General features: G+C 48.2%; 23 protein-coding genes and 1 tRNA gene. 11 read left to right on the top strand and 13 right to left on the bottom strand.

Annotated elements, in window-relative coordinates:
• Positions 1 to 6: 6 nt before the first annotated feature.
• Both C7I86_RS05110 and C7I86_RS05115 read right to left on the bottom strand, forming a co-directional pair.
• Complete coding sequence (locus tag C7I86_RS05110) at positions 7 to 3003, bottom strand: ATP-binding protein (protein WP_010872189.1); 2997 nt, start codon at positions 3001 to 3003, stop codon at positions 7 to 9.
• An 18-nt stretch (positions 3004 to 3021) separates the two neighbouring features.
• Positions 3022 to 4440, bottom strand: a complete 1419-nt coding sequence (locus tag C7I86_RS05115) for a DUF2079 domain-containing protein (protein WP_010872190.1) — start codon at positions 4438 to 4440, stop codon at positions 3022 to 3024.
• Positions 4441 to 4649: 209 nt separating this feature from the next.
• Between C7I86_RS05115 and C7I86_RS05120 the strand changes: the two genes are divergently transcribed.
• The 3 genes from C7I86_RS05120 (at position 4650) to C7I86_RS05135 (ending at position 6881) form a co-directional block, all read left to right on the top strand.
• Positions 4650 to 5573, top strand: coding sequence for a carbohydrate kinase (locus C7I86_RS05120; RefSeq protein ID WP_010872191.1), 924 nt, complete (start codon positions 4650 to 4652; stop codon positions 5571 to 5573).
• 494 nt (positions 5574 to 6067) lie between these two features.
• Positions 6068 to 6529 carry a cytochrome b gene (locus tag C7I86_RS05130; RefSeq protein WP_020861609.1) on the top strand — a complete coding sequence of 154 codons (462 nt, stop codon included), beginning with the start codon at positions 6068 to 6070 and terminating at the stop codon, positions 6527 to 6529.
• Between the two features lie 37 nt (positions 6530 to 6566).
• A complete protein-coding gene (locus C7I86_RS05135) occupies positions 6567 to 6881 on the top strand; it encodes a hypothetical protein (protein ID WP_010872193.1) in 315 nt (104 codons plus the stop codon).
• Positions 6882 to 6947: 66 nt separating this feature from the next.
• Here the strand turns inward: C7I86_RS05135 and C7I86_RS05140 are convergent, their stop codons facing one another.
• The 7 genes from C7I86_RS05140 to C7I86_RS05170 all read right to left on the bottom strand — a co-directional run bounded on the left by C7I86_RS05140 (position 6948) and on the right by C7I86_RS05170 (position 11933).
• Complete coding sequence (locus tag C7I86_RS05140) at positions 6948 to 8144, bottom strand: pentapeptide repeat-containing protein (RefSeq protein WP_010872194.1); 1197 nt, start codon at positions 8142 to 8144, stop codon at positions 6948 to 6950.
• A gap of 30 nt (positions 8145 to 8174) precedes the next feature.
• Positions 8175 to 8840 carry an HAD-IA family hydrolase gene (locus C7I86_RS05145; RefSeq protein ID WP_010872195.1) on the bottom strand — a complete coding sequence of 222 codons (666 nt, stop codon included), beginning with the start codon at positions 8838 to 8840 and terminating at the stop codon, positions 8175 to 8177.
• A gap of 35 nt (positions 8841 to 8875) precedes the next feature.
• Positions 8876 to 9745, bottom strand: coding sequence for a tRNA epoxyqueuosine(34) reductase QueG (gene queG, locus C7I86_RS05150; protein WP_010872196.1), 870 nt, complete (start codon positions 9743 to 9745; stop codon positions 8876 to 8878).
• Positions 9746 to 9898: 153 nt separating this feature from the next.
• Complete coding sequence (ribH, locus tag C7I86_RS05155) at positions 9899 to 10393, bottom strand: 6,7-dimethyl-8-ribityllumazine synthase (RefSeq protein WP_010872197.1); 495 nt, start codon at positions 10391 to 10393, stop codon at positions 9899 to 9901.
• A 104-nt stretch (positions 10394 to 10497) separates the two neighbouring features.
• Positions 10498 to 10686 carry a photosystem II reaction center protein PsbZ gene (psbZ, locus tag C7I86_RS05160; protein WP_014407093.1) on the bottom strand — a complete coding sequence of 63 codons (189 nt, stop codon included), beginning with the start codon at positions 10684 to 10686 and terminating at the stop codon, positions 10498 to 10500.
• A 275-nt stretch (positions 10687 to 10961) separates the two neighbouring features.
• A tRNA-Leu gene (locus C7I86_RS05165) sits at positions 10962 to 11043 on the bottom strand.
• Positions 11022 to 11933, bottom strand: a complete 912-nt coding sequence (locus C7I86_RS05170) for a M48 family metallopeptidase (protein WP_010872199.1) — start codon at positions 11931 to 11933, stop codon at positions 11022 to 11024. The genes C7I86_RS05165 and C7I86_RS05170 overlap by 22 nt, the downstream gene beginning before the upstream one ends.
• 174 nt (positions 11934 to 12107) lie before the next feature.
• On the opposite strand from C7I86_RS05170, the gene C7I86_RS19380 reads away from it, so the two are divergent.
• The 3 genes from C7I86_RS19380 (at position 12108) to C7I86_RS05180 (ending at position 14421) form a co-directional block, all read left to right on the top strand.
• Positions 12108 to 12239 carry a hypothetical protein gene (locus C7I86_RS19380; RefSeq protein ID WP_255345285.1) on the top strand — a complete coding sequence of 44 codons (132 nt, stop codon included), beginning with the start codon at positions 12108 to 12110 and terminating at the stop codon, positions 12237 to 12239.
• A gap of 87 nt (positions 12240 to 12326) precedes the next feature.
• The gene (locus tag C7I86_RS05175) at positions 12327 to 13313 is read left to right on the top strand and encodes a S1 RNA-binding domain-containing protein (RefSeq protein ID WP_010872200.1); all 987 of its coding nucleotides are present in this window, start codon (positions 12327 to 12329) and stop codon (positions 13311 to 13313) included.
• Between the two features lie 259 nt (positions 13314 to 13572).
• Positions 13573 to 14421, top strand: a complete 849-nt coding sequence (locus C7I86_RS05180) for an IS630-like element ISTcSa family transposase (protein ID WP_010872201.1) — start codon at positions 13573 to 13575, stop codon at positions 14419 to 14421.
• A gap of 42 nt (positions 14422 to 14463) precedes the next feature.
• On the opposite strand, the gene recF is transcribed toward C7I86_RS05180, so the two are convergent.
• The 3 genes from recF to pyk all read right to left on the bottom strand — a co-directional run bounded on the left by recF (position 14464) and on the right by pyk (position 19308).
• Positions 14464 to 15618, bottom strand: coding sequence for a DNA replication/repair protein RecF (gene recF / locus C7I86_RS05185; RefSeq protein WP_010872202.1), 1155 nt, complete (start codon positions 15616 to 15618; stop codon positions 14464 to 14466).
• Between the two features lie 41 nt (positions 15619 to 15659).
• Entirely contained in the window at positions 15660 to 17264 is a 1605-nt protein-coding gene (locus tag C7I86_RS05190) for an ABC transporter ATP-binding protein (protein WP_010872203.1), read from the bottom strand.
• Positions 17265 to 17532: 268 nt separating this feature from the next.
• Positions 17533 to 19308, bottom strand: a complete 1776-nt coding sequence (gene pyk, locus C7I86_RS05195; protein ID WP_010872204.1) for a pyruvate kinase — start codon at positions 19306 to 19308, stop codon at positions 17533 to 17535.
• A gap of 187 nt (positions 19309 to 19495) precedes the next feature.
• Here pyk and C7I86_RS05200 point away from each other — a divergent pair, with 187 nt between their 5' ends.
• On the top strand, positions 19496 to 19897 hold the full coding sequence (locus C7I86_RS05200; protein ID WP_010872205.1) for a DUF1824 family protein: 402 nt from the start codon (positions 19496 to 19498) through the stop codon (positions 19895 to 19897).
• 382 nt (positions 19898 to 20279) lie between these two features.
• On the opposite strand, the gene C7I86_RS05205 is transcribed toward C7I86_RS05200, so the two are convergent.
• On the bottom strand, positions 20280 to 20795 hold the full coding sequence (locus C7I86_RS05205) for a TIGR02652 family protein (protein ID WP_010872206.1): 516 nt from the start codon (positions 20793 to 20795) through the stop codon (positions 20280 to 20282).
• A 120-nt stretch (positions 20796 to 20915) separates the two neighbouring features.
• On the opposite strand from C7I86_RS05205, the gene pap reads away from it, so the two are divergent.
• The 4 genes from pap to lspA all read left to right on the top strand — a co-directional run bounded on the left by pap (position 20916) and on the right by lspA (position 24702).
• Positions 20916 to 22418 carry a polyphosphate:AMP phosphotransferase gene (pap, locus tag C7I86_RS05210; protein ID WP_010872207.1) on the top strand — a complete coding sequence of 501 codons (1503 nt, stop codon included), beginning with the start codon at positions 20916 to 20918 and terminating at the stop codon, positions 22416 to 22418.
• 73 nt (positions 22419 to 22491) lie between these two features.
• Positions 22492 to 23580 (top strand): biotin synthase BioB, encoded by a 1089-nt coding sequence (gene bioB, locus C7I86_RS05215; RefSeq protein ID WP_010872208.1) that lies wholly within the window; start codon positions 22492 to 22494, stop codon positions 23578 to 23580.
• Positions 23564 to 24217 carry a biotin transporter BioY gene (locus C7I86_RS05220; RefSeq protein ID WP_010872209.1) on the top strand — a complete coding sequence of 218 codons (654 nt, stop codon included), beginning with the start codon at positions 23564 to 23566 and terminating at the stop codon, positions 24215 to 24217. The genes bioB and C7I86_RS05220 overlap by 17 nt, the downstream gene beginning before the upstream one ends.
• Positions 24217 to 24702 carry a signal peptidase II gene (lspA, locus tag C7I86_RS05225; protein ID WP_010872210.1) on the top strand — a complete coding sequence of 162 codons (486 nt, stop codon included), beginning with the start codon at positions 24217 to 24219 and terminating at the stop codon, positions 24700 to 24702. Before C7I86_RS05220 ends, lspA begins: the two co-directional genes overlap by 1 nt.
• The last annotated feature ends 100 nt before the right edge of the window (positions 24703 to 24802 follow it).

The raw sequence follows: 24802 nt of genomic DNA on the forward strand, positions 1-24802 counted from the left end.
TTTTGCCTACTCGGAAGCATGCTTACCATCCACTCCGGCAGAAACTTCCGTCAGACTAGCTCTATATTGGGGAAATTGACCCATAAGTTGCTCCAATCGACGGCTATCAAAATTTTCCAAAGCCTTGATAATGCTCTGACCATAGGTGTGTAAATCTTCCCAGCCATATTCGTTCCCCCAACTTGAAAGGCGATCGCCAAAGTTTCTTATTTGCCGGGAAATGAGGGTATGGCGTAATTTATTCCAAACATTAGTTTCTTCCTGTTCCAGCAGAGAAATCAATTGTTGTCGTTGGGCTTGGTCAATGAGGGGGACTGCCCTAGGGAAGCCTTGGCTAGGCCCGTTGTGGTTGCCTAAGGAGTTGTTGTCAGGGGCCATATTCCCAACCCTAGTGGGCAAAAGTTTTTCCGTTGTATTGGCGGAAGATGAAGACATCGACCCTAGGCGATCGGTTAAATTTCCCCCATCACCATTGGTGAGGTCGGACTTGAGTGAATTTTCCACCAAACGTACCGCTGGGAAATGCAAAATAAACGTGCTCCCCTCCCCCAGCCGACTGGAAAGACTTATTTCTCCCCCTAATAATGCAGTCAAGCGCCTAGTAATGGTCAAGCCCAAACCTGTGCCCCCATATTTGCGAGTGCTCTGGCCCTGACTTTGGGTGAAAACATCAAAAATCTTCGCTTGGTCTTCTGGAGCAATGCCGATGCCCGTGTCAGTGACTTCAATGGCTAGAGAAATATAGGTGCCCTGGGAACGGACTTGAATGCCTTCCACGCCAATGTAAATAAAAACCTGTCCCTCCTCCGTAAATTTAAGAGCATTACCCACTAAATTAAATAAAATTTGTCGCAGACGTACCGCATCAAAATAAATAGCTTGGTTTAAGGTTTCATCTATTTGGATAGTTAACAACAAACTCTTGCTTTCAGCTTTGTAATCAAAAATTTGTTTGATTTCCCTAATTATTACCCTTAAATCTACTGGCTCTAGATGGATGACTAATTTGCCTGCTTCAATTTTAGAAATATCTAAAATGTCATCGATCAGTGCCAACAAAATCTTACTACTAGAACCAATGGCATTGAGATATTTCTTGGTTTGGGACAAACTAAGATCTTTTTGTAAAAGTAAGTCGCAAAAACCCAAAATAGCATTCATTGGAGTCCGAATTTCATGGCTAATATTAGCTAAAAACTCACTCTTAACACGGTTGGCTAATTCGGCACTTTCCTTTGCTTCCCTCAACTTAATTTCAATGCGCTGACGTTCTTCGATTTCCCCCGCTAGTTGCTTATTAATCACAATTAAAGTGTGGGTTCTTTCCGCCACTCTCATTTCTAAGTTATCCTTGGCCTGCTTAATGATTTTAAACTGATTTTGCAAAGTAATCAGCATTTCATTAAAGTTTTCATTCAGAGTAATTACTTCGCTGACTTCACTACGGAGAGCAATGGGAGTTAAGCCTTGGTATTGCATTTTAGTGGGAATGTCAGTGGTGATTTTAGCTAAAGTTAATAATGGATTAGCTACCCGCTTACTCACACCAATGGCAACCACCAAACCCACTAGACTTAAAAATAATAGCAAGCCCAATTTTTGTACTGATTGAGCCTGTAGTTTTTCGATGCTTTCCCGAGCGGGCAAACCAAGCACTAATTGCCAATCATTAATTTTATCCAAGGGCAAAATATGATAATAATAGGAGTCGCGCCAGCGGATGGTAGGATTAGCCGGTGTATCGGGATACCAATGGTAATTTGATGAGCCTAAATCCCGAGGGTCTCCCCCCTCAAAAGGTTGATAGATTTCCAATGGTAATACATTAGCAATGGTGCTGGCTACCACTTGATTTTGCCCATTGATGAGGGTAATATTTAATTCCTTACTGACCCTATTTGCATATAGAAGGTCTTTCATTTTAGCCAGGTTTAAAGAAGCATTAATAAAGCCCTCAAAGCTATTGTTAGCCACTAGTGGAATAGTGATAGCCACATGGGGATCGACGTTCACATTGGTGCGGTGTAGTGGAGATACTTGTATTTGCGAGGGAATGGAAAAACCAGCTATTTTTTCTGCTTGAATCAGTCCTAGTCGTGATTCTCCCACTTCATTAAATTCAGGAGAACTGGCAATAATTTGCCCCTGGCGATCGCCGACATAAATATTACTAAAGCCAGTAAAAGCTGTTTGTATGGTGTGGGTCATAAGGCTAAGGGCAGGTAGTTGCGCCCCATTACCCTGGTTGATTGCAGCTACTAAAGGTAAGATTTCGGTGGCAAAAACCTCTGCTCCTTCCAGATGACTTTGATACCAATCCTCAACAGAATTTTGAATGGGTATGGATAAAGCTGTTAGTTCTTGGACTGTTTGCTTTTCCATTTGTACAAAAGCTTCTTGACCATTAACAACAGTGATAAAAAAGAGGGGGAAAAAGACAAATGCCACCAGCAAATTAAACAAAGTCTGCTCAAAAGACAGTTTTTTCCAGGGAAAAAAAGCTGGATTAGTCGAGGGGGAAAACTTCTGCTTCGACAAACCAAAGCCAGTGATTAAAAAACTGGCAATTAAACTATTAAAAATGCCATTGGTAGCTTGCTTAAGAGTGATTAAACTGGTGGTAACCGAGGTCATATTTAAGCCCCAACGGTAAAAAATATAAACCAACGGTATGCCAATTAATAGCCAAAAGAGACTATTAATTAGGACTAAGTTTGTTTGCCGGCGGCGCAACATCAAGCCCACCACCAGGGCTTCCAGGATGATTATTAATATGCCGTAGCCATGGCGCCAAATGATCAGGGTGTGACTACCGGCGATCGCCGCACTAACTAGACCCCAGGGCAAGCTATAGCAAACCAAAACCAGTAAAGTGGCAATGCTGCCAAAAAGAAAATCAACTCCAAAAAATATATGTAACTTGAAATAGTTTCCCCCGTAACCCGCTAGCAAAAGGCAGGGCAAAAGCCAGTATTTTTGTAGGAGATCAAGAAATTTGCCCATGGGAAACCGGAGCTGAAATTAGGGAATAGAAGGGGCCCGTCGATAAAGAATTACCTCGTTCTCTTGATATTCTGGCGTAAAAGCTGAATCCTGACTCACCCGCTGGGCTAGGGCTTCCACCGTGCCCTGGGAATTTTCCCAACCAGCGTAGTTAGTCTGCAACAATACGGCATCAAAACGGTTCAGATCGAAGGGAGCTTCCGCTTCAATGGCTAATTCCAAATCTGGTCGATGGCTCAGGTGGGCCGCCAGGTGGGGCGAAGTCAAAACCCGATCACCTGGTTGCACTAAGGACACCGCCGTTTGTAGGTTAGCCAATTGTCCCCAATGGTGCCAATACCGGCCGAAAAAATAAGTGTATTTCCCCAAAGCTAAAAAGGCGATCGCCGTCCAGAGAATAATCCACCGGAGCTTTTTTAACCAACTACTGCCCTGATACCAATGGGTCATCACCACTAGGAGCAAAAAGGGCAAAATTGGCAATGAATATTGATGAATTAAATCTTTTTGGGGCAGATAATCGGTGACCAAATTAACAAATAGGGCGGGAATGGCGGGGATAAACATAGCCCAAGCTTTGCCCCAAATTCCCCAAATAACCGGCGCAGTTAATAGCACCAAATAAAATAAATTATCCAGGGTAAATAACATCCCTAAAACAATTTGGGGTTTAAGAATTAAATTTAAAATAATTTCTGCAACGGAATCCCCCAGGAAACTATAACGACCCACCGCCGCTGCTTCCTCTCCGCTAAAAGCAGGAATAATACCTTTGGTGGTAATGATAAACCAGGCAATGCCCGCCACGGTGGTAATGAGTCCCATTAACCTTTTTCTTTCCCAAATCAATAACCAAATGCCTAGCATAAATACGGTGAGGGAAAGTACTGCTTTGCTAGCCAAGATTGTGACTAAACTAATTAAGAAAATCCCCCACTTATTCGCCCTAGCGCTCCACACGGCCCAAAGCAGAGCAGGTACGGCGATTACTTCAGTGTGAAAGTCAAATAAATTGATGTTAAAAATTAGGGGATATAGGCCATAAACCAAGGCCATGGTTAAACTTTCTTTTTCCCCCAGTCCCGTTTGTTTTGCCAATTGCCAAGTGGGCCAAGCTCCCAAGGCTAAGGCGATCGCCTGGATCAGAAATAACCAATAAACGGAGGGATAAATTTTGTAAAAAATCGCTATGGGATAAACCAAAAAGGCGGCGTGGTCCCCCAAAATATGGAAACCCCGAAAGGAAACTCGGGGATATTCCCCCTGACTGATCAGATAAATAGCCTGGTCAAAGAAACCCAAATCGAGAGCAGTGGATTGGAACAGCCAATGGCGCACCGTGGCACAGATGAAGAGAATGACTGCACCGATCGCCATCCCGACCAGCAAAGAACGGGGGGGCAAAAATCCTTCAGGCTTGCTCTGGCTTACTTCCATGGTGACTCAAGTACGGCTAAAAACGGGGCAAAATTTGCCAAAACTCCTCCAACATTAGCAAACCAAGGGCGTCCTATTGCCCTATTCGGAAAGGCTGAGGGCTTAATTGCCATTGCGGACTGGGCAAACATGATCCTTGCAAGCTCTTTCAGTCCCCAGGCTAGGATGAAAGGGAATTAGCAATGAATTTTGGAACAGGTTAAGTATCCATGGCTGAGGTTGTCTGTTTTGGAGAAATGCTCTTCGACTGTTTGGCAGACCAGTTGGGAGTCCCCTTGGAACAAGTTAAATCCTGGACTAACTACGCCGGTGGTGCCCCTGCCAATGTGGCCTGTGCCCTAGTCAAACAAGGTGTTAGCGCCGCTTTTGTTGGTCGTTTGGGGGCAGACCAGGCCGGACAAGAACTTAAAAATGTTCTACAGCAATGTCAAGTTAATACCGATGGGCTCCAAATCGATCCCCACCGGCCCACCCGTTTGGTTTATGTGACCCGGACAGGGGACGGCGATCGCCATTTTGCTGGGTTTGGGGAATATCACACCGGGGATTTTGCCGACACAGCGATGCAGGGAGAAACCATTCCCGAATCCCTATTCACCTCAGCTCAATATTTGGTGATGGGCACCATTGCCCTGGCCTATGCCCCCAGTCGCACTGCCACGGAGCGGTTAGTGGCATTGGCGAAAAAGCACCAGGTAAAAATATTTTTAGATGTCAACTGGCGATCGGTTTTTTGGGACGATGAAGCACAGGCAAAGGAAAGAATTCCCGCCCTGATTACCCATGCCCAAATTTTAAAATGTACCGACGAGGAAGCAGTGTGGCTGTTTGGTCACCAAGATCCGGTCACCATCCACCAGAAACTACCCCACCTCCAGGGAGTATTGGTCACCGCCGGGGACAAGGGTTGTTCCTACTCCTTAGGCAAAAACCATGGGGAAGTCCCTGCTTTTAAAGTTAATGTGCGGGATACTACCGGGGCTGGGGACAGTTTTGTGGCCGGATTTTTGGCCCAGGCCCTGACCCACGGAGAGAATTTATTCATAGACCCTCATCTCAGTTGCCAGGCAGTGACCTATGCCAGTGCCATAGGAGCCTTGACCACTCTCCACCCAGGGGCGATCGCCAGATAGGAAAAAAGAGCAGAAGAAATGGCTCCGACTACCAACCCGGACAAGCGTTGGATGAGTTAGAAGTCTTGGCCCACAGCAATTCAGAAAATACTATCGTTGCGGCCAGCTAAAAAACACGCATTTTAGCCATCTCAGTCCATACTTTTGATGATTTTCTCGACCATAACCCTGATTTTGCCCGACGGGTTTTGGAATTAGAACGTCGGCAGTTACAGCGGTTTGTGCGATCAATACAGCCCCTTTAGGCTAATCGATTGAACACTCCACCCCCATAACGCATCGGTCAACATCGGAAAAAGTATAGAATATGGTCAAAAATACGATTGTTAACGGTAAAATTCTAACCCTTTTCCGTAGTGACAATGAATCCTCTCCCATTACAGAAGGAAGCAGAGAAACGCTCGCCAAGGCTTAATTCCCCATTTAAGTCACTAATGCGAATCCATTGGTGGATGGCCCTTGCCTATCTAATAGTTTTTTGCACTGGAACTTTAATGGTTAACTTAGAAAGGGGACAATTTTTACGCAGTGAACTATACGACTTCCACAAATCCATCGGTATATTAACCATGGCATTATTAACCTGGCGAATTTTCACCCTCTTACAGGTTTGGTGGCGTAAATATACTAAACGTCCCCCAAAGTTATCTCTGGCTTGGTGGCGCACCTTTACTCTCCACCTGAGCCTATATGTATTTATGGGAGTGATCCCAATTTCTGGCTTTTTACTCTCAAATTCCTTTAAAGCTAATAATGTCAGATTTTTCTCCATCACATTGCCCGATATTTTTCCCCAAAACGAAGCCATGGTAGAAATTGGCCGTAATGCCCATTTTTGGTTAGCTTATACTTTTCTAATTTTTATCTTTATACATATGCTAACTTACTGGAAAGTAATCAGGGCTAATTGGCGACGGTGGGTCAACTTTATCGGTAAATTTCAACAGCAGACCTAATTTTTTTGTCTTAAGTCAATCAACCAGAACTGGCATTATGTTCAACTTTTTTGTCAGACTGTCCGCCATTGGTGGTATGGGAGTGGGAGCTGCGGTGGCCATAGTCAGTGGTGCTTGTAGTGTTCTGGATATGGTCCGCTTAACAGAGGCTAACGCCCTGGTTCAACAGGAAGTTCGTCGATCTTCCCCCGCTAGGGCAGATTACCTTTACAGCCGGGAAATGACCCACCGCATTAATGTCTTTGCCGAAGGGGTATGGGCCCTGGGGGGCTGTATTTTGTACATCAACTCCTTGGCCCTACTGCGACAAACCGCAACAAATAACAAAGGCGATCATTCCCTTCATTCGTAGGAGAAGCTAACAGGTTGAAAATTGTTTCATTAATTCTCTACCTAACCTTTTTGCTCTTTCAATCATTCATCGATCAAGACGATTTTCGATTCCTTCACAGCCGCCGGGGATAGTTTTTCTGGTTAACGTTCCTCCCCAGGCACAGCAATAGCACCTCTGCTCCTCACTCATGTTCTTAGTCTTACTAAAATTGGCATTTTCCACCACTGCGCCCGTATATTCGCCGGTTTCGTAGTTGGGAATATGGTTGCGGCTGCGGGGACTAGCCTGGTCCCAGGTGCCGTAGAATAGCCTAGTTCCCTTGAGGTCAGCCCCATCAAGATTAGCCTCGTATAGCACTGTCCTGGATAGATTAGCTTTGACCAAATCCGCTTGGCTGAGGTTTGCCCGGATGAGGTAAATCTCGCTCAGATCCACCCAGCGCAGATCCTGGCCGACTAAATCCGCCGCCACTAGCATCACCCCCAGATTGATTACCCTCAGGCCGTGAATGCGGTCCTCTTGGTAGCCCCCCATGCCGTCAAAAATAGGGCGACCGAGGTAATAGTCCCGCTTTAGGGGAGTGAGTAAGCGGGATTGGGAAAGAAAGCGGAGAATTTTTGCTTTACCACCGGAATCGACGCTGGCGAGGATTGCTGCTGTTCTACCTTCGGCAAAGGCCCGTTCCTGGGGCCAATCCTCCAACATGCCTTCATCACTTAAAGCTAGGTCTGAGATGCCCTGGAAATAGGCGTCAACGGTTTGTTGCTGGGTAATACGATTTTGCTGAATGGTCAAATCCTTGGAAATGACATATTGTTGCCAAGCCACGTACACAGCTAGAACAGCAATCATAATTTGCCCTAGGGCTCCCACCCATTCCGCCCAGGAACCAAATTCGTCGTATTTAAACTGATTGAGCCAATATTTGAGGGAACTGTAGACACCTAGATAGTGGGCTAGGGCACCGATCGCCAGGACAAAACCTAAACCCCCGAGCAGGGAACGGCGCTCCTGAACAGTGAGGTAATGCTGTACCCAGGATTTGATGGTGGGGAGAATGACCTGGAGGGAAAACATCAGGGCCAACACCGCCGAAGTAAATCCCAACCAAGAGGACTGGAAAATTAGCCCCAGCCCGATGCCCACCACCGTAACCACTAGTAACCAGGGCATGGCCGGTTCAACGGACTCTTGAAATACCCATTGGGGCAAGGAACGACGGGGTGCAATGGTTTCCTCCGATCCTAGGACTGGAGGTAAATTGGACAACTCATTGGGCATGGCCAAAACTATTCAGGACAAGGGCAATTCCTAGGATTTTAATGGATACCAGCGATGGTTATCCAAGGAGGCGATCGCCGTAAGCAGTTCTTTGGGCTGATGTACCAAAAAATCCGGCTCATATTCCTGCAAAATGGCCGGTGGACTAAATCCCCAAGCCACGGAAACCATCGTTAACCGACTTTTTTTAGCGGCGCTGATATCTCTGGTTTCATCTCCCACATAAATTACCTCATCAGTTCCAAACTTATGCTCCTTCAACACCCGATTGATAATGCGGTTTTTGCCAAATAGGGTGGTGCCAGCTTTGACAAAAGCAAAAATATCTTCTAGACCATTGTTGTGTAAAAATGATAGTACGTTATCTTTGGAGTTGGAAGTGACAATGCCCAAAACGTAGCCCTTTTGGTTGAGCAGAGTTAATACTTCTTTAATGTCGCCATAGGGTTTGAGGTCTTTGATTTCTTTGCCCAATTCTTTTTTGAAGCGCTTGAGAATAAAAGGAATTTTAAACGGAGAAATTTGGGAATATTTGATAATTTCGGCGGAGCTTAGTTTTTTTAGGCGGGCCAACTCTGTTTTATCCACCGCTGGGTAGCCAAACTCGTCTGCCAAGCGATTGACGATGGCAAAAAAAGCATCGTGGGTATCGGCAATGGTGCCGTCAAAATCGAACAATACAGCTTTAATGGCCATGGTGAGGAGGATGGGCCAAATAGTTGGTCAGTCCTTCATTGTAGATTAGCCTGGGCGTTCCGCCGTAACATAGCTGGTTTTATTCGCCTCAAGGCCGAAGCGGTGAACTGTTGCTGCCAATCAGCTTCGGTGATATTGGCTAAAGTTTCTAACTCTGGGTTGAGATTGCCCTCGTAGGGATCAAAATCCGCCACATCGGTGGGTTGGGCAAAACGCTGATTCCAGGGGCACACATCTTGGCAAATGTCGCACCCTGCCACCCAACCTTGCAAATTGTCGGCGATCGCCGTTGGTAGGATTTCTGCCCGATTTTCAATGGTGTGGTAAGCAATGCATTTATTGCTGTCCACCACGAAGGGTTCCACAATGGCCTGGGTGGGACAGGCTTCTAGGCAACGGGTGCAGGTGCCACAATGTTGGCTATGGGGGCGATCGCCTTGGAGAGTGATATTAGTGACAATTTCCCCTAAAAATAACCAACTGCCGTAATCCCGACTGATCAAATTACCGTTTTTTCCTACCCAACCAAGACCGGCCCGTTCCGCCCAAGCTTTTTCCTGGATGGGGCCCGTATCTACGTAATAACGGCTCTGTAAATCTGGCACCTGTTGTTCGAGCCAGAGATTAAGGGCTTTTAGCTTTTTAGTTAACACCCGATGGTAATCCCTTCCCCAGGCATAGCGGGAAATTTTGCCATGGGCGGGGTCTCCACTGCGCTGGTGGGGAGTGTAATAATTCAAACCCACCGCAATTACTGACCGGGCTGAGGGTAAAAGCTCCCGAATATTTTGCCGTTTGGGATTAGCCATCCAAGCCATATCGGCGTTATAGCCCAGGGCAATCCAACTCTGTAATCTTTGGGCAGCTTCATCATTCTCCGTTTCCGACACTGGCGCAATGCCCACCCGATGGAAACTGATCGCCAACGCTTGGGCTTTAATACGTTCTTCTAGGGATGCTTGGGACAAGGGCGCAGGAAAAATAAAATTTGAGAGCTACAATTTCCCAGGGTTAACCGGTGACTGACTTAAGCTAACCTTTGACCACCTACTTTTTACTTAACCTTCCGTCAAAGGAGCCATGGCCCGCATCAAACTAGCCATTTCCAATGCATTCATGGCGTAGCCCCAGCCGTGGTTACTCTTAATCCCCGCCCTTTCTAGGGCCTGTTGCATGGTATCCGTGGTTAAAATGCCAAAAATTACCGGTACCCCAGTCTGGCTGGCGATCGCCGCAATGCCCTTGGCCGCTTCTCCGGCCACAAAATCAAAATGGGGGGTTTGTCCCCGAATCACCGCCCCTAGGCAGATAATGGCATCATACTGCCCCGACACTGCCAACTTACGGGTTACCAATGGCACCTCAAAGCTACCGGGAACCCAAATATAGTCCACCTGGGTACCGGCGGGGTCCACATCAATGCCATGACGTTTGAGGCAATCTTGGCAACCAGAAAGTAGCTTTTCCGTTACTAAATCATTGAAACGGGCAATTACAAGGGCAAAACGAAATGGCCGGGCCGGAGGAGTAAACGACCCTTCATAAACTGTCATGGTGTAGTTCCCTAGATCGGGTTAGCGGTAGATCAGAGTTTTTCGGGGCTATCCCCCACAGCCCAGGCCATGGGGAAATTACCGGGATAGGGCGATCGCCTCCCCTAGACGACCAGGAAGTTCAACAGGGCCACCACAATTACCAAAATGGCCCAAATGCCGGAACCTAAATACAGCAAAGGCTTAGAACGGTCCCAGTTCTGGGGAGAAGCATAGGCTACGGGCACCCCCACCACCATCACGAAGGAAAAAAGCACCAGGGCCGCCAACGCAATCTGAAAAACAATGGACATTTTAGAGTTTCTCCTTATAAATTGAGCAAGACTGTCCCCGGCTGAAATCCTCGACAGTCGCTGATATGGGCAAATATTATCGTTGAATCTTTCCCTAAGTAAGCTACCAAAATATGTGCCCTGAGGGAAGCACATAGCCGGATTACCCAGAGGCGATCGCCTAGCTCTGTGGGTGGGAAATTTTTCCCCGGTCAATGAAACCAGGGTAATTAAGGACTCACCCCGAAGGAGACGAGTTGACCTAAGCAGAACCGGTTCATATCTAGGTTTTAGGATGGGCAGCGAGAGACTCGAACTCTCACGACCGAAGTCGCCACATTTTGAGTGTGGTGCGTCTACCAATTCCGCCAGCCGCCCTTGTTTTCTTCGGTGTTCAGATTATACGCATTTTTGCGGCCCTTGAGCAAGTTTTGATAGGTTTGGGAATCACTCCAACGATCAATTTCCCTGGCCCGGAGTACCGGCACCGGATGGGTCAGGTTTTGGGTCTGCATATTCCTCAGCATTGCCCCCATTTCATCTTCCCCCAGGCGATCGTATTCCCGGGCTTGGTCAATGAAAGCATCCAAGTTTAGTAAAGGAGCCAATTGGGGAGAACCACCGGCCAACTTCATCAGCACCGACATCACCACTTTCGGGTCTTGCACCGCCAACAGGGCTGCCCGGTCACAGCTAAATTCAGCACAGCGCACCCACTCCAACATCTGGGACTGGAGGGATTGGGTCAACACTGCTCCCCAGTTGGGAATTAGCCCCGCTGCTAAGACCATAATGTTAGCCAGGGTTAAATACACCCCATGTTCACATTTGAGGTGTCCCAACTCATGGGCCATCACCGCTTGAATTTCCGCCGGAGTCAACATATCCACCAGGGAAGTGTGCATCACCATGAAAGGCTTTTTACCTCGCATGGCAAAAGTGTAGGCATTGGGTTGGGGATTTTGTTGAATGTAGAGTTCCGGCGCTTCCAGGTCGAGAATTTTGCAAGCATCCAAAAGCAGTTGATGAAGATGGGGTAATTGTTTTTCTCCCACCCGGACACTGGCCGCCAAATTATTGAGGGCAAAAAACTGTTCTGCCACGGAGCCCAACAGTCCCCGCACCATCAGGTCTAGGCCGGGAATTTGCTTCAAGTTGGTGGTGGCCATTTGGTCCAAAGGATGGCGGAAATGGTCTGCCTTTAATCCCACCAGGGGAATGGAGTTGCTCATGAATTCTGACATTTTTAAAATTCGGCCTAACTTCACTGTTCAAATTCTATTGTTTTCTGAGCGGGAGGGCATTGTGGCAGCAACTATTAACCAGGGCCCCCGGGCAACATCAAAGGGCGGGTTTGAGCAACTCACCCAATCTCTAAATTTTGGGAAAAGTTAGAGAAAACTCTCCCTTTGTCTTGAAATTTAGGAGACAAACTAAGAATTTTGCAAACAAAGCCCAAGCGCCATTTCACCCGGCGATCGCCTGAGGCTAAAGTCGGCCCGAAGACGGCGCTCAAAATTGTCCATCCCGGTGGTGGTCTTGCCCCCTTTGTCCAACGCGTACTGTATAATTGAGAGTCTGTATCCTGGCTTGTACGGTAAGTAACAGGAGGCACGCATATTCACTAAACGGAGACTAAGGGATTAGGACTTAAAACTTACATGGTCAGTCAAACTTCTACAGCAACTATTGGATTCACTCTCGAGGACTTTGCCGCCCTTCTTGACAAGTACGATTATCACTTTAGTCCTGGGGACATTGTCGCTGGGACCGTTTTTAGCATGGAGTCCCGGGGGGCTCTGATTGACATTGGGGCGAAAACCGCCGCCTACATTCCCATTCAGGAAATGTCGATCAACCGTGTGGATGACCCTGAAGAGGTGCTCCAGCCCAATGAAACCCGGGAATTTTTCATTCTGACCGATGAAAACGAAGATGGTCAGCTCACCCTCTCCATCCGCCGGATTGAATATATGCGGGCTTGGGAACGGGTCAGACAACTCCAGGCAGAAGATGCCACGGTGCGCTCCAATGTTTTTGCCACAAACCGTGGTGGTGCCTTAGTCAGAATTGAAGGACTGCGGGGCTTTATTCCCGGCTCCCACATCAGCGCTCGGGAAGCGAAAGAGGATCTAGTAGGGGAAGATCTGCCCCTGAAGTTTTTGGAAGTGGACGAAGAGCGTAATCGCCTCGTGCTCAGCCACCGTCGGGCTCTGGTAGAGCGGAAGATGAACGGTTTAGAAGTGGCCCAGGTAGTGGTGGGTTCCGTCCGGGGCATCAAACCCTACGGTGCTTTCATCGATATCGGCGGTGTCAGCGGTCTGTTGCACATTTCTGAGATTTCCCACGACCACATTGATACTCCCCACAGCGTCTTCAATGTCAATGATGAAATCAAGGTGATGATTATTGACCTGGATGCGGAACGGGGTCGTATTTCCCTTTCCACCAAGCAATTGGAGCCAGAACCCGGTGCCATGCTAAAAGACCGGGATTTAGTCAACGAAATGGCGGACGAAATGGCGGAAATTTTCCGGCAAAAACGTTTAGCGGAAGCCCAGGGCATTCCCTATGAGCCCCCCACTTCCGTTGATGACACCGATGATGAGGAAGATGAGTCCCTGGCTGTCAGCGCTGTGGATGAATAATAAACAATTGGCTGCCTAATGCTTGCACAGTTAGGCTGGGCCTGAATCTATAGATCCAATCAGATCAATCCCAATAGTGATCGCCAAATTCCCTGGGTTTTAAGCTGCTCAGGGTTTTTTCTTGCCATTTTGAAAACCATCAGCAATTACCACTGAAGAATCTACAGAGGTTGAGGCTTTGTTTTTATAGTCATTTCAATTAACGATGAGAGAATTTAATGTAAAATTATGGAGTGTACAAAATGAACAGGTTTAAACAATGGCTTACAGTTTAGATTTGAGGCAAAGAGTAGTAGCTTATATAGAAGCTGGAGGAAAAATAACTGAGGCTTCCAAGATATATAAAATAGGAAAAGCCTCGATATACAGATGGTTAAATAGAGTAGATTTAAGCCCAACAAAAGTAGAGCGTCGCCATAGGAAATTAGACTGGGAAGCTCTAAAAAAAGACGTAGAAGAAAATCCCGATGCAAGATTGATAGACAGAGCCAAGAAATTTGGAGTGAGGCCGAGTGCCGTATATTACGCATTAAAGAAAATGAAAATAAACAGAAAAAAAAAAGAACTACGTTATCGAGAAAGAAACCGGGAGGAACGAGTTAAGTACTATAGAATGTTAAGAGAACTAATTAAGCTCTATGGTAGTCAAGCTATAGTTTACATAGATGAATCTGGATTCGAAGCAATCCAGGCTTGTATTTATGCCTGGTCAAAAAAAGGAAAAAAAGTTTATGGAGATAGACAAGGAAAAAGGGGAGTCAGAGAAAATCTAGTAGCAGGGAGAAGAAAAGGAAAAAAAGATTTGATTGCGCCGATGGTTTTTACCGGGAGTTTGAATGCAGAAGGCTTTGAAGGATGGTTAAATTTATATTTGCTATCCTCCCTCGACATTCCATCAATATTAATAATGGATAATGCTCCTATTCATCGTAAAACTGCCATTAAAGAATTGGCTAAAGAAGCAGGTCATGAAGTTCTTTTTTTGCCGAAATATTCTCCTGATTTAAATGATATTGAGCATGACTTTAGTGCCTTGAAACGAGCTAGAATGTACGCTCCTATTGACACGTCTCTTGATGAAATTATCCGTTCTTACTGTGGCGTTTAGCGTCTCAGCTTTATTTGAAACTACTACATTATCGGAACAACATTAATCAATTTCGGACGGCCACCGTTCCTCTAGTTGACCAGCATTAACTTTGAGAATCTGGGCCGATCGCCGCCAGCGGTCATCAAAACGACTTAAATGGGTGGTGGTGATCAGGGTTTGAAAACGATCCTCAATGGCCATTAACAATTGTCCCTGGCGATCGAGGTCTAATTCCGCCAAGACATCGTCCAATAACAACAGTGGTGGTTCTCCAATAACCGTTTCAATCAAGCTCAATTCCGCCAATTTTAATGCTAGGACTAGAGTTCTTTGCTGTCCCTGGGAGCCATAGGTTCTAGCGGGAGTGTCGTCGAGGACAAACCCCACTTCGTCCCGATGGGGCCCCACCACCGTTGTCCCCAGATGTAATTCTGCCGATCGCCGTTGGGCTAATTTTTCTAAAAAAGCCTGGTGCACCACTTCCGGATCATCCCCCACCCAGGTGACATTGGGTTGATAGGTAACGGTCAGGGTTTCATTGCCACCGCTAATGCGCCCATGCCATTCCTGGGCCAAAGGAGCAAGACGGGCTAAACCCCTCGCCCGACGGCGGACTACCCTAGTGCCCATTTCCACCAACTGCTGGTCCCAGAGAGACAAAGAAGCTGTCGACTCTTCCCCCAAAGCTAGTCCCGTTTCCCATTGTTGTCGTAGGCTTTTTAGTAGAGCATTTCTTTGCTTAACAATGTGCTGGTACTGCCCCAACAGATGGGCATAGAGGGGTTCTAGCTGGGTTAACAAAGTATCTAGCCATTGACGGCGACAATCGGGCGCTCCCCGGACTAAATCCAAATCTAAACAGGAAAATTCCACCGCATTTAAACAGCCTAAAAAATCCAACTGACGACGACATTGATTTTGGTTAATGCGTAGGTTGCGCCGCCCCGATCGCCGTAGGTCAATTTCTAACTCCGCCACACTGTATTGCCTTTCCAGTAGGGCTTTAATTTGCCCATTGGCCGCCCCGTCTAGCACCAATTCCTGATCCCGACTAGTGCGATGGCTTTTGAGCGTTGCCAACAGTTCCACCGCTTCCAATAAGTTAGATTTCCCCTGGGCATTATTGCCCACCAAAATGGTTTTTTGAGCAGAAAATTCCACCTCTTCTTCGAGGTAATTGCGAAAGGCCCGTAAATAGAGTTTTTTCAGGTACATTTTCCAACTAAACGGGGCAAAAATTGGCAATATTTTCTAGCTTAGGAAGCAAACTGTTGGGCGTGGAAACGAGCATAACGACCTTGGTGGGCCATTAACTCCTGATGGCTACCCATTTCGACAATTTCTCCCCTTTCCAACACCACAATGCGGGTGGCTTTACGCACGGTGGCTAAACGGTGGGCAATGACAAACACAGTTCTTTCTTGGACAATGCGCTCCAAGGCTTCCTGCACCAAAGCTTCCGACTCCGAATCAAGGGCAGAAGTCGCTTCGTCCAAGATTAAAATGCTGGGATTTCTTAAAACCGCCCTAGCAATGGCAATGCGCTGACGTTGGCCGCCCGAAAGGGTAACCCCCCGTTCCCCCACATAGGTATAATACCCTTGACTTAATTCAGTGATAAATTGGTGGGCATTGGCAATGCGGGCCGCCTCCTCAATCGCTGCCAAATCTAAATCAGTTTTGCCGAACGCAATATTTTGGGCGATCGTGCCGGAAAAAAGGATATTTTCTTGGGGCACAATGGCAATTTGTTCTCGCAAACTTTTCAACGTAATGCTATCAATGGCATGGCCGTCAATACGTAAACAGCCGCCAGTCACGTTATGGAGTCGCATTAACAAGTTTACCAGGGTACTTTTGCCCGCCCCCGAAGCCCCCACCAAAGCGATCATTTCCCCCGGCTGGGCTTGTAAATTAATCCCTTTTAAGACCAGTTTATCTTCTAGATAGGCAAAGTCCACATGGTCATAATCCACCGCTCCTTGGAGATGGTCAATGGCGATCGCCGTGGGGCTATCTTCCACCGAAGGTTGCAGGTCGAAAATTTCAAAAATGCGGTCAACGGAGGCTTCTCCCTGTTTGAACAAATTGTAATTGCTGGTGATGTGACTAATGGGGTCAATCAACATTGCTACCCCGGTGACGTAGCTAATAAATTCAATGCCAGTTAAATTACCGAGGGAAATTTGCCAAGCCGCCAGGCAAAATAAAACCACCACTCCCATAGCTTCTAAAAAACCCACTACGACAAACTGTAACGCCTTCATCCGTTCGGCCAAAAACTGCGATCGCCGATGTTGTTGGGCCTCTTCCCGGAATAAATCTAACTGATAATCTTCTGCGGCAAAGGCTTTAACTAAACGGATGGCTCCCAACGTTTCCGTCAACAAAGAAGACAGATTAGAAATCCGAGTCTGGCTACGGCGACTAAACTTTAATAACTGTTCTCCAAAAAAGCCAATTAGCACCGCCATTAAGGGAGCAATTACCAATACCGCACAGGTCAGGGCCCAGTTGAGATAGAACATGTAACCAAACACCACCACCAGTTGCAACGCCGAAGGGACAAAATCGTGGAATAACTTATTCACCACTTCCCCAATGCGGTCAATATCCTCCGTCAGCCGGTAGGACAAATCCCCCGTTTTTGCTTCTTCAAAATAGCTCAGGCTTAGTCGTTGCAGATGGGCATAGGTCTGTTCCCGCAGAGTTAATGCCATATTGAGGGCAGCCTTGGCCATGAGGGTATCCTGCCCATACTGGGCCATGCCCCGCACCAGAAAAATCCCCGCTGCGACCCCCGCCATGATTAAAATGGAGCGCACATCCCCTGCACCGATATATTTGGCCATGCGCCCCACCAACCAGGCTAGAATGGGCCAAAAAACAGTGAATAGCAGAGTACAGAGGAAAGCCAGCCCAATAGTCCGCCGATGGGGACGAATATAGGGGATTAACAGCCAGTAGCGGGATTTAAGGGAAGATTTTTTCTGCAAAGGACTAAATTACGTCGGGAAAAGAACCCCGTTGATTCTACCAAAATGTTACTGTTCCAGGGGGTGGGGAATGGGAACTCCATTGGGATGATGCTTCCTGTTCTCGCCCTGTTACTGGGTCCCTAATTATTCCCTATCCTTTGGACACCGGGGGTAATGCACCGGAATAAATCAGTCCTTTTTGGGCATCGATGGTGACAATGGCTCCATCTCGAATCTTTTGGGTAGCGCCTTTAAAACCCACAATGACCGGCACCCCCAGCCGCAAACCAATAATGGCCGCATGGCTAGTCAGGCTTTCTTCTTCGGTGATAATGCCCGCCGCCCGTCGCATCATGTCCACACAATCAGCGTTGGTAGAGGGAACTACTAAAATTTCTCCCTGGGTAAATTGGGCGATCGCCTGGGGACGACTGGCAACCCTGGCCCGGCCACTTACAGCTCCTTGGCCAATACCTACACCCCGACCAAGAATGGCCTTGACCACTTCCACTTTGATTAAATCCGTCGAACCGGCAACTCCCTGCAATGTCCCGGCGGTCATCACCACCAAATCTCCATCCCGGAGAAAATGGTTTTCCTGGGCCACGTTAATGGCGGCTTGGAACGTTTGGCTGGTGGAAGGTAAATCCAATACCAACAGGGGCTTAACTCCCCACACCAACTGCAACTGACGGGACACATCCACATGGGGCGTAACGGCCAGAATGGGGGTTTTGGGGCGGAACTTTGACACATGGCGGGCGGTGGATCCGGTCTTAGTCAAAGACATAATAGCCGCCGCGTTGAGGGTTTCCGCAATCTGGCTAACGGCGCTGGAAATAGCATTGGGAATAGAAGTGCGACTGGCTTCCGCTTGGGAAGGATTGATATCTTCCTGTTCAATGCGCTCCGCAATTTTGGCCATAATAGCCACTGCTTCCACGGGAAATTTACCGATCGCCGTTTCGTTGGAGAGCATCACCGCATCGGTACCATCGAGGATGGCATTGGCCACGTCGGACACTTCAGCCCTAGTAGGTCGGGGGCTGTTGACCATACTGTCCAACATTTGGGTAGCAGTAATGACAGGAATGCCCAACCGGTTAGCAGTGGCAATGAGTTTCTTTTGCAAAATAGGTACATCTTCTGCGGGTAGTTCTACCCCCAAGTCCCCCCGGGCCACCATGACACCGTCACATTTTTCCAGCACCGCCTGCATATCCTTAATCGCTTCGTGCTTCTCAATTTTGGCGATTACCGGCACGGATTTCCCTGCCGCCGCAATTAACCCCTTAATCTCATCAATATCCTGGGGATTACGAACAAAACTCAGGGCCACCCAGTCCACCCCTTGGTCCAGCCCGAACATCAAATCTTCCTTATCTTTATCGGTCATGGCCTTAACGGAAAGGCAGACCCCGGGAAAATTAACCCCTTTATTGCTGGAAAGGGTTCCCCCCACAATCACCCGACAGTGGAGATCCCGGGCAACAGTGTCCACTTCCTCCACCAACATTTCCAGTTTGCCGTCGTCGAGCAAAATTCTTGCCCCAGAAGGTACTTCGTCGGCTAAATATTCGTAGCTAATGGAACTAATGGTTTCCGTACATTCCACCGGGCGACTGGTGAGGGTATAGGGATCACCGTTTTTGAGTTGCACAGAGCCGGCATCATTGAGAAATTTGCCCACCCGAATCTTTGGCCCCTGTAAATCCTGGAGAATGCCCACTGGTTGGTTCAGTTCAAAGGCAATCTGGCGAATCAAACGGATACTTTGTTGGTGGTAAGCGTGGTCTCCGTGGGAAAAATTGAGGCGGAAAGTGGTAGCACCGGCTTGGATCAGTTGTCTCAGCACTTCCTTGCTTTGGGTCGCGGGGCCAATGGTAGCGACGATTTTGGTACGACGGGGAAGGGGAGACGTTTGCATAATGGGCTGAAATTAGGGGCAGTTAAATATAATAGTTAAGGCCGTCTGCTTTTAAGCGGTGTTAGGGAAATATTCTCATTATCCGCCACGATCGCCGTTTCAGTTGCATCGGCTTACAGGGCCAACGATGGTAGGCTGGGCTTTGGGCAATTTTTCCCAATAGTCTGCACAGTTTGATGGGTTTGCTATGAATGCTTCCGCTCAGTTGACGTTGTTAAAGGATTACAGTCGTTTAGAAATCCGTATTCCCCAGAATGACCAGGAAAGGGAAGATTTACGCCAAGCCATTGTCTGGATTTGTGGCCAGAGTGAAGCGGAAAATTTTGGCATTTGTGCCGACGACCAAGCTAGTGCGGAAAATGCTTTGGGGCAATATCTACAGGGGTTGGATTACGGAGAGGCGATCGCCATGGAACCAGGTAAAACCATTGAAGGGCCAGTGTATTTGAAATGCCAGAGCCAATCCCTGCGCTTTTATCTCGACAGTTATGACGGGGATTATCGGGGAGTATTAATTTCCTGTCAGGCGGAGGATGATACCTTAGCGGGAACCTACGGTTATTTTCCGCTGGATTTGTTTGCCGGTTGAGCTGAATTTAGGAACCCTGGCAAAACTCCCATCCCCAAGAATTTGTTTGAAAAGTTTTATTTTGCTCCCTAAATTTCCTCGCTAAGAGCATGTTTGGAAAGTTGAGTTTTGGCTGTTTAATCCCCCCTAGCCCCCCTTGGGAAGGGGGGAATTGTCGCAAAAGTCCCCTTTTTTAAAGGGGATTTAGGGGGATAAATACCTAGCCTTGCACTTTTCAAACACTTTCTAAAGCTCCGGCAATACTGGGGGAATTTTACTTAACTTCCCCCCAAACTTGGGGGCCAGGGGGGCTTTTGAAACACGCTCTAAAGGTGAGTTACCGAGTCCACTTTCCCGTCATTGTTGAAACTGTTCCTCACTTTTCTCGCTGGGGAGGGAAGCCCTAATCAAATAAACGGAAATAGGGATAGCGCTTGGGAATACCCTTTTCCTTTTCCAGATCAAAGTTAATTACCTGCCAACAATCGTCCGCTGTACCTGGGGCACTGAATTCCACTGGTAAACCGTAAAGACGAGGCAGAGGACTATCCTTATCTTCGGGATTGCGCCAGCTACCTTGCCGTTGCAGATAAACGCTGACTAGATCGTAGTAACGGTGGGCGATGATGACCTTGGTGGCCCGGTAACCTTCCGTGTAGAGCCGGTCCAAGGCTTCGTGAATTTCAAAGCGGATACCGTCGGGGTGGGTGTGTTGCCGGTACCATTCCCCCTGCCATAGCCGCCAGTGGCGACCCGATTGCAAATGGACTAAATCCTCTGTGTCGGGGTTAACTTCAAAGGCTCCATGGCGATTACAAAGGTAAGTGTCCGTCAGGGTCAAGGCCGGAATAGTTTGCCGACAGTGGGGGCACTGGATTTCTGGGCCGAAAAGGGGATACTGTAAACCGAGATTTTGCATGGAAAACCGTTGAAATGGGCGGTTAAAGCAGAGGCCCCCACATTATAACCAAGGGATCTTTTCCTGGGTTTCTGGCTTAAACTGAGGCTGACCATCATTTTTTTCCCCCGGCGATCGCCTATGTTAGACGCCCTCGACCTTTCCCTTAATCTGGACAAACAGAGTTACAAGGAACAGTTGGAAGATTTAATGCAACAGTTGCGGAGTCTACAACAGTCCTGTTGGGAAGAAAAAATTCCGGTGATTATTGTTTTGGAAGGTTGGGCCGCCGCCGGTAAGGGTACATTGCTGAAGAAAATTGTTAACTATATGGACCCGAGGGGATTTTCCGTTAATCCCATCTTTGCGGCCAATGAACAGGAGAGGATGTATCCCTTTCTTTGGCGTTTTTGGCAAAAGCTTCCCCCCAAGGGGAGTTTGGGCTTTTTCTATCATAGTTGGTACACCAATTGTCTAGAGGAGCGGTTATTTGGTCGTATTCCTGCCGTCCAGGCTCCCTTAGTAATGCGGGATATCAACGCTTTTGAGCGTCAGTTAGTGGAAGACGGAGCGGCGATCGCCAAATTTTGGGTACATATCAGTCAAAAAGAATTAAAAAAACGTCTGAAAAAGTACGAAGCTGACGAGCTAGAAATGTGGCGGGTGCGGCCAGAAGATTGGCAACAGGAAAAACGCTACCAGGAATACTCCAGTCTAGTGGAGGAAATGCTCACCTACACCAGCACTGGCTATGGTCCCTGGACTCTGGTGGAAGGGGATTGTGAACGGTGGTCCAGGGTAAAAGTACTTTCCCAACTGGTGGCGGTAATCGTCCAAGCCCTAGACCAAAAACGGGCCAAGGCCAACGCCAAAATTGAACCCATCCCTCCCCAAAAAGAATTGCTCCCCACTGAGCCCAATTTCCTGGCCAAGGTGGATTTGAGTGTGCAACTGAGCAAGGATGACTATCGGCAACGGTTGCGGGACAGCCAGATTGAATTGCGTAAACTACAGGCGAAGATTTACCAAGAAAAAGTGCCAGTAATTGCCCTGTTTGAAGGTTGGGATGCCGCCGGAAAGGGAGGAGCGATCAAACGTTTAACCGACACCTTGGACCCCCGCAGTTACCAGGTCAACACCTTTGCCGCCCCCACGGAGGAAGAAGCCCAATTCCATTACCTCTGGCGCTTTTGGCGTCGTATTCCCCCCGGCGGGAAAATCAGTATTTTTGACCGCAGTTGGTACGGTCGGGTGATGGTGGAAAGAGTAGAAGGTTTTGCGAGGGAAAAGGAATGGTTACGGGCTTACCGGGAAATCAATGAGTTGGAGGCGGAATTGACAGCGGAAGGCTATGTGGTGGTGAAATTTTTCCTCCATATCAGCCCCGAAGAACAATTGGCCCGGTTTGAAGAACGGCAAAACAATCCCTTCAAGCAATATAAACTCACGGATGAAGACTGGCGCAATCGGGAGAAATGGCCTCTCTATGACGTTGCCGTGAATCAGATGATTGCCCGCACCAACACCCCCGTCGCTCCCTGGACAGTGGTGCCTGCCAACGATAAATATTTCGCTCGGGTCCAAGTGATTCAAACGGTGGTAGATGCAGTGAAAATGGAACTCAAACGCCGGGGCAAGGATTAACCTCTCCTGGCACCTCTGCCCACCGTGATAAAATGCCCTTTAATTTGATCCAGACCCCTAACCCCATATTGCCGTGGTTCTAGCATCTTCCCGTCCCCCTTCCCCCACCAATTCCCCGGCCGATCGCCAGGGGACTTTGCAAGCCTGGTTAACAGGTCTCAGTCAGCGCATTATTGACGGCGATCGCCTAACCCGGGAAGAAGCATTACAGTTGGCGGCGATCGAGGGGGAAGAGAATATTCTTTTGCTCTGTGAAGCAGCCAATCGCATTCGGGAAGCCTGCTGTGGCAATGTGGTGGATCTGTGTAGCATCATCAATGTTAAATCCGGTAACTGCTCGGAAAACTGCGGCTTTTGCTCCCAGTCTAGTCACCATCCCGACCCCAATTCCCCCATTTACGGTCTGAAAACGGAAGCAGAAATTTTAGAACAGGCCAGGGCGGCAGCGGCGGCGGGAGCTAAACGCTTTTGCTTAGTTAGTCAGGGTCGGGGCCCCAAATACCATAGCCCCAAGGATCGAGAATTTGAGCAGATCCTGGCCACAGTGCGGCAAATTATCCAGGAAACCAACATCAAGCCCTGTTGCGCGTTGGGGGAAGTGACCCCGGAACAGGCCCAGCAATTGAAGGAAGCTGGGGTGACTCGTTATAACCATAACTTGGAAGCATCCGCTACCTATTACGACAAAATTGTCAGCACCCACACCTGGCAAGACCGGGTAGATACGGTGAAAAACCTTAAGGCAGCGGGCATTCAAGCTTGCACTGGCGGCATTTTAGGCATGGGAGAAACCTGGGAAGACCGCATTGATCTAGCTTTGGCTCTGCGGGAACTGGAAGTGGAATCCGTGCCCCTGAATCTACTCAATCCCCGCCCCGGTACTCCTTTGGGGGAACAACAAAAGTTAAATCCCTACGATGCCCTCAAGGCGATCGCCATTTTCCGGTTTATTTTGCCCCAACAAATTATTCGCTATGCTGGGGGCCGGGAAGCGGTGATGGGAGAATTACAGGATTTAGGGCTAAAAGCGGGCATTAACGCTATGCTAGTGGGCCATTATTTAACTACCCTGGGCCAGCCTCCCGAACGGGATCAAAAATTATTGGCATCCCTTGGCCTCGAAGGGGGAGAGGCCCCTATCCCCGGTGAATACCAATCCTGAACCTGACCTGGACCTTGTGACGGAGGAGATTGAACTCCCCAAGCCTTCCCTGCTAGCAGAAGTCCTGTTGGCGATCGCCGGACTGCTGTTGACTGTTTTCTGTACGTTCGTGCAGGTATTTGCCACCAATCCCCCTTGGCAATGGTGGGAGGATGGCATTTATTCCAATCCCCTGGGCACAACCTACCAGGTGGGGGCCGTATTGCTCACCGCCTGTTTGGGAGGGGCTAGAGCCGGGGCGATCGCCCAGTTAGGTTACATTATGCTGGGCCTAGCTTGGTTGCCAATTTTTGCCCATGGCGGCGGCTGGGACTACTGGCAACAGCCCACCTTTGGCTACCTATTAGGTTTCATTCCGGGAGCTTGGGTCTGTGGTTGGTTAGCCTACCGTTCCCAAACCAAAATTGAAACCCTGGCCCTAGGTTGCCTAGTCGGTTTGGGAGTCATCCACGGTGCGGGTATAGTTTATCTAGGCATGATGGCTGTGTTGAAACTGGGTAATCCCCCCATTCTGTCCCTGGCAGACCTGCCCCAAGCTTTGCTGACTTTTTCCCTCATGGCATTGCCCGGCCAGATTATTCTGGTCTGTCTGACTGCTGTGCTGGCCTACTTTTTGCGGAGAATTTTATTCTATTGATGGCCCGGTCTTTTTCCCTCGCTAAAAACCCCCTCTTCTGGCAAGTGGCGATCGCCGGCATTATCCTGGATCAGCTCAGTAAACTTTGGGTGAGTCAGGCCATGGACCCCGTGGGCACCACTTGGCCGTTGTGGTCTGGAGTGTTCCATTTCACCTATGTGCTCAATACCGGGGCAGCGTTCAGTGCTTTTCGGGGCGGGGCTGGCTGGTTAAAATGGCTTTCCCTCGCAGTAAGCGTCGGCCTAATTATCTTTGCCGGCAAAGTTCCCCTCCGCAAGTTAGAACAGTTGGGTTACGGTTGCATTCTAGCGGGGGCGGTGGGCAATGGCATTGACCGTTTTTTATTCGGTCATGTAATCGACTTTTTGGATTTTCGCCTGATTAATTTCCCCATTTTCAACCTGGCCGATGTTTCCATTAACATTGGCATTGCCGCCCTGCTCTGGGCCAGTTTTTTCCCAGTTTCTTCCCGCAAGGTTGATTAAAACTTAAAGCAACTGCCAGAGACGACCGCCTATAAATCAGTGGTTTGAGTCTCAATGAAGATTAGCGTTAGGATCGAAAGGATGGGAGTCTTAACTTTCC

It is taken from the genome of Synechocystis sp. IPPAS B-1465 (assembly GCF_003015225.1).
In the GTDB taxonomy this organism is placed as follows: domain Bacteria; phylum Cyanobacteriota; class Cyanobacteriia; order Cyanobacteriales; family Microcystaceae; genus Synechocystis.

Bases quoted from the DNA above. Each gene is read 5' to 3' on its own strand.
- C7I86_RS05120 (WP_010872191.1), top strand. From the start codon at position 4,650: ATGGCTGAGGTTGTCTGTTTTGGAGAAATGCTCTTCGACTGTTTGGCA.
- C7I86_RS05110 (WP_010872189.1), bottom strand. From the start codon at position 3,003: ATGGGCAAATTTCTTGATCTCCTACAAAAATACTGGCTTTTGCCCTGC.
- pyk (WP_010872204.1), bottom strand. From the start codon at position 19,308: ATGCAAACGTCTCCCCTTCCCCGTCGTACCAAAATCGTCGCTACCATT.
- C7I86_RS05140 (WP_010872194.1), bottom strand. From the start codon at position 8,144: ATGCCCAATGAGTTGTCCAATTTACCTCCAGTCCTAGGATCGGAGGAA.
- C7I86_RS05175 (WP_010872200.1), top strand. From the start codon at position 12,327: ATGGTCAGTCAAACTTCTACAGCAACTATTGGATTCACTCTCGAGGAC.
- C7I86_RS05115 (WP_010872190.1), bottom strand. From the start codon at position 4,440: ATGGAAGTAAGCCAGAGCAAGCCTGAAGGATTTTTGCCCCCCCGTTCT.
- C7I86_RS05180 (WP_010872201.1), top strand. From the start codon at position 13,573: ATGGCTTACAGTTTAGATTTGAGGCAAAGAGTAGTAGCTTATATAGAA.
- ribH (WP_010872197.1), bottom strand. From the start codon at position 10,393: ATGACAGTTTATGAAGGGTCGTTTACTCCTCCGGCCCGGCCATTTCGT.
- C7I86_RS05205 (WP_010872206.1), bottom strand. From the start codon at position 20,795: ATGCAAAATCTCGGTTTACAGTATCCCCTTTTCGGCCCAGAAATCCAG.
- C7I86_RS05135 (WP_010872193.1), top strand. From the start codon at position 6,567: ATGTTCAACTTTTTTGTCAGACTGTCCGCCATTGGTGGTATGGGAGTG.
- C7I86_RS05200 (WP_010872205.1), top strand. From the start codon at position 19,496: ATGAATGCTTCCGCTCAGTTGACGTTGTTAAAGGATTACAGTCGTTTA.
- lspA (WP_010872210.1), top strand. From the start codon at position 24,217: ATGGCCCGGTCTTTTTCCCTCGCTAAAAACCCCCTCTTCTGGCAAGTG.
- pap (WP_010872207.1), top strand. From the start codon at position 20,916: ATGTTAGACGCCCTCGACCTTTCCCTTAATCTGGACAAACAGAGTTAC.
- recF (WP_010872202.1), bottom strand. From the start codon at position 15,618: ATGTACCTGAAAAAACTCTATTTACGGGCCTTTCGCAATTACCTCGAA.
- C7I86_RS05130 (WP_020861609.1), top strand. From the start codon at position 6,068: ATGGTTAACTTAGAAAGGGGACAATTTTTACGCAGTGAACTATACGAC.
- psbZ (WP_014407093.1), bottom strand. From the start codon at position 10,686: ATGTCCATTGTTTTTCAGATTGCGTTGGCGGCCCTGGTGCTTTTTTCC.
- C7I86_RS05145 (WP_010872195.1), bottom strand. From the start codon at position 8,840: ATGGCCATTAAAGCTGTATTGTTCGATTTTGACGGCACCATTGCCGAT.